The sequence below is a fragment of the Nocardioides sp. NPDC057772 genome, from assembly GCF_042798075.1.
In the GTDB taxonomy this organism is placed as follows: domain Bacteria; phylum Actinomycetota; class Actinomycetes; order Propionibacteriales; family Nocardioidaceae; genus Nocardioides.
Window position 1 is genome coordinate 1 of sequence record NZ_JBHVKN010000214.1, and the last position, 8,483, is coordinate 8,483.

An 8,483-nucleotide genomic window follows, 5' to 3' on the forward strand; every position below is an offset into this window, starting at 1 on the left:
GTCTGCTTGCGGTCCTCGTTGACACGAGTCATCGGGGGCAGGTCGAGAGCGTCGAGCCGGTCTCCGGGCAGCGCTACGCAGATCACGCCGGAGGACCAGCGGATCGCGAACGCCATCACCTCCGGCGTCGCCAGCTCGGCGGAGAAGATCAGGTCGCCCTCGTTCTCCCGGTCCTCGTCGTCGACGACCACGACCGGCTTCCCGGCCGCCAGGTCGGCGATCGCGGCCTCGACCGGGTCCAGCCGGACCCCCACGTACTGCTGCTCCGTCATGACCGAACCCCTTCCGGTGAAGTCAGCACGAGCTTCTCCACGTGCTTGGCGATGATGTCGGTCTCGAGGTTGACCTCGTCGCCGACGGCCCGGAACCCCAGCGACGTACGCGCCAGGGTCTCGGGGATGAGGCTGACGGTGAACGAGTCGTCGGTGACGGAGACGACGGTGAGGCTGATCCCGTCCACGGCGATCGAGCCCTTCTCGACGACGTAGCGCGCGAGCTCCGGAGGCAACGAGATCGTGACGACCTCCCAGTGCTCGCTCGGCTCGCGCGAGACGATGCTGCCGACGCCGTCGACGTGCCCCTGGACGATGTGACCGCCCAGCCGGGTCGTCGGGGTGACAGCGCGCTCCAGGTTGACCTGGTCGCCGACCGAGACCGCGTGCAGGCTGGTCCGCTTGAGGGTCTCCAGCATCACATCCGCCGTCCATTCGCTCGACCCGAGCGTGGCGACCGTCAGGCAGCAGCCGTTGACCGCGATGGAGGCGCCCAGCTCGGCGTCCGACAGCACGGTCTCCGCGGAGATGGTCAGGCGTACGGCATCGCCCTGGTCCTCGATCCCGGCGACGGTGCCGAGCTCCTCAACAATCCCGGTGAACATCACTGCTCCCCTTTCTGTGGTTCCAGAATGAACCGAACGTTCGGCTCCTCGCCCGGAGCGGCTGGTGCGAGCACGTCGACAGAACGCACCCGCGGCCGGAAGGCGTCGGAGATGGTGCTGATCCCGAGGCCGGCGACGGCCGAGCGGCCGGCGCCGAGCAGGAACGGGGCGACGTAGACGACGATCTCGTCGACGACTCCCGCCTCCAGGAAGGCTGCGGCCAGCGTCGGCCCGCCCTCGAGAAAGACATGGCGGCGCTCGCGCTCCCACAACGTGGCCAGGGCCTCGTGCGGGTCGCGGGTGCGCAGATGGAGCGACGGTGCCTGCCGGTCGAAGATCTGGCGCTCGGCCGGGAGGTCGCGCTCCCCCATGACCGCCCGCAGCGGCTGTACGCCGACCGGCCGGTCCTCGAGGTCGCGCACCGTGAGCGCGGGGTCGTCGACGGCGACGGTGTTGGTCCCGACGAGCATGGTGTCGCTCAGCGCCCGCAGCTTGTGGGTGTCGAGGCGTGCGGCCCGCGAGGACACCCAGCGCGAGGTGCCGTCGGCGGCGGCGCTGCGCCCGTCGAGCGTGGTGGCGAACTTCCAGGTGACGTAGGGCCGCTGCAGCTCGGCCGCGCGGGTCCAGACGCGGTTGAGCTCACGGGACTCTGCGGCGTACAGGCCCTGCTCCACCTCCACCCCCGCCTGCTTCAGTGTGGCGGCACCGCCGGCGGCGACGGGGTTGGGGTCGGACTGCGCGTAGACGACACGGGCGACGCCGGCCTCGATCAGCGCCTGCGAGCAGGGGCCGGTCCGGCCGGTGTGGTTGCACGGCTCCAGCGTCACCACGGCGGTCGCCCCACGGGCGGCCTCTCCTGCCTTCGCCAGGGCGTCGACCTCGGCATGCGGCGTGCCGGGCCCGCGGTGGTAGCCCTCCGCGATCATCGACCCGTCCGCCCCCAGGAGTACGCAGCCCACACGTGGGTTCGGATAGGTGGCAGGTCCCGGGGCGCCGATCGCAGCGGCCAGGTCCAGGGCGCGACGCATCGCCCCCGGCTCCGGGTCACGCTGGTCCAAGCACTTCATCTGATCCCCTCTGGTCCGTCTCACGGACTCCGGGGTCAGGCCGAGACATCGCGCCGCGCCCTGGTCTCAGGGCGGTCACGACGAATCGGGCTGCGTGCGTCTTCCCATCCGGACTTTAACCGTCGGTCCAGGATTCTCACCTGGTCAACCGATGACTGGCTGCCATCGGGTCGCGGACTTCTGGACCTTTGATCCAGTCACCGCCGGCTCGGAATTTCACCGACCCCAGAGCACGCGAGCACAAGCTCGTCTGAAACCAGTGTGCCATACCGGTGGCACGAGGCCCGATCAGGAGTCAGCGACTGAGACGGCCTTGTCGCGCAGCGCGTTCACCATCGCGTCCGGGTCGTCGGCCGAGTAGACCGCGGAGCCGGCGACGAAGACGTCGGCCCCGGCCTCGGCACAGCGCTCGATCGTCTCCAGCGACACCCCGCCGTCGACCTGCAGCCAGGTCTCGACGCCGGCCTTGTCCATCATCGCCCGCGCCCGGCGGATCTTCGGCAGCACCAGATCGAGGAACTTCTGGCCGCCGAAGCCCGGCTCGACGGTCATCAGCAGCACCATGTCGAGCTCGGCCAGCATGTCCTCGTAGGGCTCGATCGGGGTCGCCGGCTTGAGGGCCATCGAGGCACGGGCGCCCTTGGCGCGGATCTCGCGGGCCAGCCGCACCGGGGCCTTGGTGGCCTCGACGTGGAAGGTCACCGAGCCGCAGCCGGCCTCGACGTAGGCCGGCGCCTCGCGGTCGGCGTTCTCGATCATCAGGTGGGCGTCCAGCGGCACCGACGTGGATCGCGCGATCGCCTCGACCATCGTCGGTCCGAAGGTCAGGTTGGGCACGAAATGGTTGTCCATCACGTCGACATGGATCCAGTCGGCGCTGGGGATCCGGGCGACCTCCGCCCCGAGAGCGGCGAAGTCGGCGTTGAGGATGGACGGAGTGATCTGGATGTGGCCCACGAAGGCACCCTAGATGACCGGAAGCGGTCAGAGGGCAGCCAGGTCGGCGTACGTCATCCCCTCGAGCGTGTCGCGGAAGACCCGGCGCTCGCCGGGGGCGACCGGGACGTGGTTCTCGACGACCAGGACGGTGCAGCCGGCGGCCTCGGCGGAGCGGGCGCCGGTGTTCGAGTCCTCCACCGCGATCGTGTCCTCGGCCGCGACGCCGAGCGCTGCGGCCGCGGTCAGGTAGGGCTCGGGGTGGGGCTTGCCGTTGGCGACCATGTCACCGGTGACGATCACCTTGAAGGTGCCCTCGGGAAGTTCCTTGAGGATGGGGCCGACGAAGCGGGCGTACGACATCGTCACCAGCGCACAGGGCACACCGTGCTCGACCAGGTCGGTGAGCAGCTCGCGCGCTCCCGGCCGCCACGGCACCTCACGCTCGACCTGCTCGACCACGCCGTCGAGAAGCATCTCGACGATCTCCTCCGGCTCGTGCGGAAGGCCCATCCCCGCCTTGACCAGCCGCGCAGACTCGATCAGCGCGTTGCCGACCAGCTCCATCGCCTGCTCCTCGGACCAGGTCGCGCCGAAGCGCTCCGCGATGGCGTATTCCGCGGCGATCCAGTAGGGCTCGGTGTCGACCAGGGTGCCGTCCATGTCCCAGAGAACAGCCGCAGGCTTCATGGCGGGAATCTTGCCACGACCTCCCTACCGAGGTTCTACCGCCCGTCCGGGTCAACTGATCGCTGGCCGCGCACGTGGGTCGAGGACACCCCAGAACTGCATGACCGCGAGTCCCGCCAACTCCGGAGGCGAGGACCGGCTGACGACGGTGATCTCCGGGTGGTCGGTGAGCAACTCCTGAGCGCAGGGACACCGACAGGTGTGCTGCTGAGGTCGTTCAGCAGCACACCTGTCACCGGACGTACTCGTCGAAGGTCCGCTGGCCGAGGAACGGAGCCACGTGCTGGGTGAGGATCCCGACCGGCACGGTCTCGCGCTTGAGGACGCCGTACTCCTCGGGCCAGCTGCCGTCTCGAGGCAGCTTGAAGGAGCCCATCAGCATGTCGATCACGGGCAGATGGATGGCGTAGTTGCGGTCCCAGTAGTCGACGTGCCGAGCGTGGTGCCAGTGGTGGTAGCGCGGCAGCACGATCAGGTACTCGAGGAAGCCGAACCGGATGCCGAGGTTGGCGTGCGCGACGACCGCCTGGATGCCCACGAGCACGGCGTACGCGTTGACGACCGAGGTCGAGAAGCCGAGGAACAGCAGCGGCAGCAGGACGATGCTGCGGGTCAGCACGGTCTCGACGAAGTGCACCCGCGAGCCGGCCAGCCAGTCGAGCTCGGGGCTGGAGTGGTGCACCGCGTGGAAGCGCCACAGCACCATGATCCGGTGGTAGCAGCGGTGCAGCACCGCCTGGGCGAGGTCGGCGAGGAAGACCGCGAGCAGGAATGCCACCACGAACGGCAGGTCGGAGATCCAGGCCTGCTGCGCCTCGACAAGGGGTCTCGACAAGCTCGACCACCGGGGCACGGAGACCACCAGCGAGGTGGAGGTGGTGACCAGGATCAGGATCAGCTGGACGAGCACGTGGCTCATGAAGAAGTAGCAGGCGTCGGTGCGCCAGCCGGGTCGGAAGACAGGCACCGGGCGGCGGGCGAAGGCGTGCTCGAGCGGGATGAAGACCAGCGCCGAGAAGAACAGCGCGAGCACGAACCAGTCGAGACCGAGCGAGAACGGCGTGTCCTTCACCGGGCCGTCGAACGGCACCTCGGTGCCGCCGAGCAGCACCGCCACCGTCGCCGTGCCAACACCGGTGAACGCCAGTCGCTTGTGCTGGTCGCGGAGCACCGCGATCGTGCCGGCGAAGAAGGCCGCCGCGAGGCCGATCAGAAGGAGCGTACGCGCGAAGTCCTCGGTGTAGACCGCCCGGAACTCGCGGCTGGTCAGCAGCTCCGGGAAGTGGAAGCAGAGCACCGTCGTCAGGCTCAGGACGCCCAGGAAGCACGAGGCGGCGGGCGCGAACAGGTGGTGGCGCAAAAGGCTCGTGGACATGCCAGAAATTCTGGTCGCGGGCCCACCGGCCGCGCCTGAGCCGGCGTACTCAATTCGAGCCCTGTGACTGGCCGACCCTCAGCCGACGGGTAGGGCCGCGATGCGGTCGATGCCTGCGTAGACGTTCATCGACGAGCCGCGCAGGAAGCCGACCAGGGTCAGACCGTTGTCGTCGGCCAGGTCGACGGCGAGCGAGGACGGCGCCGAGACGGCGGCGAGCAGCGGGATGCCAGCCATCACGGCCTTCTGGACGAGCTCGAAAGAGGCCCGGCCGCTGACCATGAGCATGCTGTTGCGCAGCGGCACCATGCCCTCGCGCAGGGCGTGCCCGATCACCTTGTCGACGGCGTTGTGGCGGCCGACGTCCTCGCGGATGCAGAGCAGGTTGCCCTCGGCGTCGAAGAGCCCCGCGGCGTGCAGGCCGCCGGTGCTGTCGAAGACGCGCTGCGCCTCCCGCAGCCGCTCCGGCAGGACGGTCAGGAGCTCGGGCGTGACCCGCAGGGTGTCCTCGGCGACGGACCAGGCCGAGGACGTACGCACCGCCTCGAGCGACGCCTTCCCGCACAGTCCGCACGAGGAGGTTGTGTAGAAGCTGCGCTCCAGAGACGCGTCGGGTGGCGGGACGTGGGCAGCCAGGCCGACGTCGACCACGTTGTAGGTGTTGCCGCCATCGGCGGTCGCGCCGGCGCAGTAGCGGACGCTGGCGACGTCGTCGGCGGAGTGCACGACGCCTTCGCTGACCAGGAACCCGACCGCCAGGTCGAAGTCGCCGCCCGGGGTGCGCATGGTGACCGTCAGCGGCCGGCCGTTGACCCGGATCTCCATCGGCTCCTCGGCGGCCAGCTTGTCCGGCCGTCGCGAGACGACGCCGTCGCGGACTCGCAGCACGGGCCGTCCGACTGTCACTCGTCCCATCTCAGCTCCTGTCGTGTGGGGGTTTCGGGTTGCTCATCGAGTCAGGGCTCGCGCCCGGACCCCGGCGTCGCTGCAGAAGCCTCGACCGCTGCGCTTGAGGCAGAGAAGCCCGACACAGTGGCCGTCCTCGATCACGGCCATCCGTCGGCGCCCATGGGAGGTCATCCACCGCCAGATCGTCCAGAGGTCGGCGTACGGCGCAACCGTACGGCCCAGGAGCGTACCCATCGTCCGGGCCGGGCCGTCCTCACCCGCCTCGAGGTCGTCAGACTCGAGGTCGTCAGACTCGAGGTCGTCCGGCTCGACGACGGCGAGCAGCCGGTCGCCGTCGACGACGAGCGCCGCATGGACGTGGTCGTCGCGGAAGAAGTCGCGTACGTCGAGAACGGTGGCCGTCGACGGGAGGAGCTTCGGCCGCTGGACCATCGCGTCGGCCACGGTCGCCTCCCCCGGCGCACGCGCCAGCCGCCCGCCGCCGAACTCGACCACGTCGCCGCGGGTGGTCGACTCGTCGATCTGGATAGGGAGCACCTGTCCTCTTCTCGCTCCGACTGCAGGTCCTGTGCACACCACGGTACGCCGCTGCCATCGACCGCGGTGTCCATCTCAGCAGCCACCAGTTGAGCCGTCGACTCGGCACGGGATCGCCGGGCCACGTACGATCTGCCTACCTACGACTGGTGCCGGAGGTTCCGTGAACGAAATCCAGCTCAGCGACCTGAGTCTGGGACGCCATATCGCCCAGGGCTCGCAAGGCCGCATCATCGAGCTGGCCGACCATCCCGGGACGGTCGCGAAGCTCTACCGCACGCGCGAGCTGGGTCTCGTCGACGGGCGTGCCCTGGCGGAGCTGGTGCGCATTCGCGGGCTCGTCGAGAGCGAGGGGCTCCAGGTGGACCACTTCGCAGCCTGGCCGCACACGGTCGTGCTCGACGGGCTGCGTACGGCGGGGTTCCTGATGCAGCGCATCCACGAGCCGTTCCTGGCCGGGTTCGGTCCCACCACCGCGCTGGCCGAGCTGGGTCTCCTGGTGGACGCGGGCGACGTGCGAAGCCCTGGTGTCTACGAGCGGGTGCTGCTGATGCGGGCGCTGGCCGCAGTGATGGACGCGCTCCACCGCCAGGGCCTCGTCCTCGGTGACCTCTCTCCGCGCAACATCGCCTGGTCGGTGTCGCCGGTGCCCCGGGTGATGCTGCTGGACTGCGACGGGATCCGTCCGGCCGGGGAGGACGGCGTGCTGCCGCCCGCCGACACCCGTGGCTGGGAGGACCCGAGCAACGTCGGCCGGCCGCCGACCGCGGACAGCGACCGGTTCAAGCTGGCGCTCACCATCGCCCGAGTACTCACCGGCGACCGCAACGCCGCTCCGGCCATGCGCCCCGACCTGACCTTCGCCGGTGAGGCCGGCATCCTGGTCGGTCCGCTCACCCGGCTGATGGACCAGGCCGCCGGTCCTCCCGGGCTCCGCCCGACCGCGTCGCAGTGGGCCACCGTCCTGGACGTACGTGGCCCCTGGGCTGGTGCGGCGCCGCCGATGCCTCCTCCCCCGATGCACGCGCCGATGCACCCGCCTGTTCCCCAGCCGACGCGCTCGCGCGGCCCGTCGGCCAGCGGCGAGATCCTGCGGCCGTTCCGGCGCCAGTCGCGCTGATCGCGGGCTCAGCTCGCCGACCAGCCGGACCACCGGGTCACGTCGACGACGATCACCGGCCCGGCCGGTGGCTGCTCGCGGTAGTCGGCGTACTTCGCCACCAGCGGGGCGAGGTCGTAGGTGTCACGCACCCGCGCGACGCCGTCGGCGCGGGCCCACCACAGCTGCGACCAGTCGTCGTCGTAGGCGTCCGCCAGCAGAGACACCTGCGGGTTCGCCGCGATGTCCTCGAGCCGCCGCAGCCGGGTGGTCGACTTGGGCTTGTGGTCGACCGCGGTGAGGATGGTCCCGTCCGCGAGCGCGAACACGATCGGCACGATCCGCGGCACGCCATCGGCTGACACCGTCGCCAGCCGTGCCACCCTCGCCTCGGCGAACCGCTCCCGGGCCCACTGCTCGTCGTGTCGCACCGCTCGAGCCTATCCGCCTCGACGACCGCTACCCGGCGGCCGGCGGCTACGGTGTCCCGCATGGCTCCCGACCTCCTCCCCCGTGCTGCCCGCTGAGGCCGAGCGGCTGCTCACCGTCGATCTGGTCGAGTGGCTCGCCGACCTGGTCGATCCCGGGCTGCTGCGCCGGGAGCCGGCGAAGGCGCAGTTGCAGGGGTTGCGCAGCGCGGTCGTCCATCGGGTCGGGGTCAACGAGGCCTCTGCGCTGCTCCACTTCCGCGACGAGCTGGAGCACAACCCTCTGCCCCTGCGCGACCATGACGGCCTTCGGCTGGTGCTCGTCACCAGCCGGGGCGAGGACCTGGCGGTCGACGACGTCGAGTTCGCCGACTGGAGCCGCGACGACGACTGCCTACGCTGCCGGACCGCGCTGGAGAGCTGGGTGCCGCCGGCCTTCGACCCGGCCGCGCGGATCACCGCGGTCGGCGGTCTCCACATCGCCTACGACCACGCCGACCGTGCCGGCATGGAGCCCAAGGAGCTCCTCGCCCGCCTCCGACCGGCGGTCGCCGAGGCCAACGCC

General features: G+C 70.4%; 11 protein-coding genes and 1 riboswitch. Of the genes, 2 read left to right on the forward strand and 9 right to left on the reverse strand.

All coding sequences use genetic code 11. The features are described 5' to 3' along the window. The 8 genes from ACFVJS_RS23790 to ACFVJS_RS23825 all read right to left on the reverse strand — a co-directional run. Nucleotides 1-272: 3,4-dihydroxy-2-butanone-4-phosphate synthase (locus ACFVJS_RS23790; RefSeq protein ID WP_378885667.1), on the reverse strand; the 272-nt coding region annotated here is incomplete at its 3' end. Then, a complete protein-coding gene (locus ACFVJS_RS23795) occupies nucleotides 269-877 on the reverse strand; it encodes a riboflavin synthase (RefSeq protein ID WP_378885668.1) in 609 nt (202 codons plus the stop codon). The genes ACFVJS_RS23790 and ACFVJS_RS23795, both read right to left, overlap by 4 nt. Then, the gene (gene ribD / locus ACFVJS_RS23800) at nucleotides 877-1,935 is read right to left on the reverse strand and encodes a bifunctional diaminohydroxyphosphoribosylaminopyrimidine deaminase/5-amino-6-(5-phosphoribosylamino)uracil reductase RibD (protein ID WP_378885685.1); all 1,059 of its coding nucleotides are present in this window, start codon (nucleotides 1,933-1,935) and stop codon (nucleotides 877-879) included. Before ribD ends, ACFVJS_RS23795 begins: the two co-directional genes overlap by 1 nt. Nucleotides 1,936-2,034: 99 nt before the next feature. Next, a riboswitch (FMN riboswitch) is annotated at nucleotides 2,035-2,182 on the reverse strand. Nucleotides 2,183-2,232: 50 nt separating this feature from the next. Then, nucleotides 2,233-2,901 carry a ribulose-phosphate 3-epimerase gene (rpe, locus tag ACFVJS_RS23805; protein ID WP_378885670.1) on the reverse strand — a complete coding sequence of 223 codons (669 nt, stop codon included), beginning with the start codon at nucleotides 2,899-2,901 and terminating at the stop codon, nucleotides 2,233-2,235. Nucleotides 2,902-2,928: 27 nt separating this feature from the next. Beyond that, on the reverse strand, nucleotides 2,929-3,570 hold the full coding sequence (locus ACFVJS_RS23810; protein ID WP_378885672.1) for an HAD family hydrolase: 642 nt from the start codon (nucleotides 3,568-3,570) through the stop codon (nucleotides 2,929-2,931). Nucleotides 3,571-3,802: 232 nt separating this feature from the next. Continuing rightward, nucleotides 3,803-4,945 (reverse strand): sterol desaturase family protein, encoded by a 1,143-nt coding sequence (locus tag ACFVJS_RS23815; RefSeq protein WP_378885674.1) that lies wholly within the window; start codon nucleotides 4,943-4,945, stop codon nucleotides 3,803-3,805. Between the two features lie 78 nt (nucleotides 4,946-5,023). Further along, nucleotides 5,024-5,860 carry a formate dehydrogenase accessory sulfurtransferase FdhD gene (fdhD, locus tag ACFVJS_RS23820; RefSeq protein WP_378885676.1) on the reverse strand — a complete coding sequence of 279 codons (837 nt, stop codon included), beginning with the start codon at nucleotides 5,858-5,860 and terminating at the stop codon, nucleotides 5,024-5,026. Between the two features lie 33 nt (nucleotides 5,861-5,893). Beyond that, the gene (locus tag ACFVJS_RS23825; protein WP_378885678.1) at nucleotides 5,894-6,391 is read right to left on the reverse strand and encodes a CBS domain-containing protein; all 498 of its coding nucleotides are present in this window, start codon (nucleotides 6,389-6,391) and stop codon (nucleotides 5,894-5,896) included. A 163-nt stretch (nucleotides 6,392-6,554) separates the two neighbouring features. Between ACFVJS_RS23825 and ACFVJS_RS23830 the strand changes: the two genes are divergently transcribed. Beyond that, entirely contained in the window at nucleotides 6,555-7,511 is a 957-nt protein-coding gene (locus ACFVJS_RS23830; RefSeq protein WP_378885680.1) for a hypothetical protein, read from the forward strand. An 8-nt stretch (nucleotides 7,512-7,519) separates the two neighbouring features. On the opposite strand, the gene ACFVJS_RS23835 is transcribed toward ACFVJS_RS23830, so the two are convergent. Beyond that, complete coding sequence (locus ACFVJS_RS23835; RefSeq protein ID WP_378885682.1) at nucleotides 7,520-7,921, reverse strand: TIGR03668 family PPOX class F420-dependent oxidoreductase; 402 nt, start codon at nucleotides 7,919-7,921, stop codon at nucleotides 7,520-7,522. A gap of 82 nt (nucleotides 7,922-8,003) precedes the next feature. Here ACFVJS_RS23835 and ACFVJS_RS23840 point away from each other — a divergent pair. Beyond that, nucleotides 8,004-8,483 (forward strand): hypothetical protein (locus ACFVJS_RS23840; RefSeq protein ID WP_378885684.1); only part of this gene is annotated, 480 nt, incomplete at its 3' end.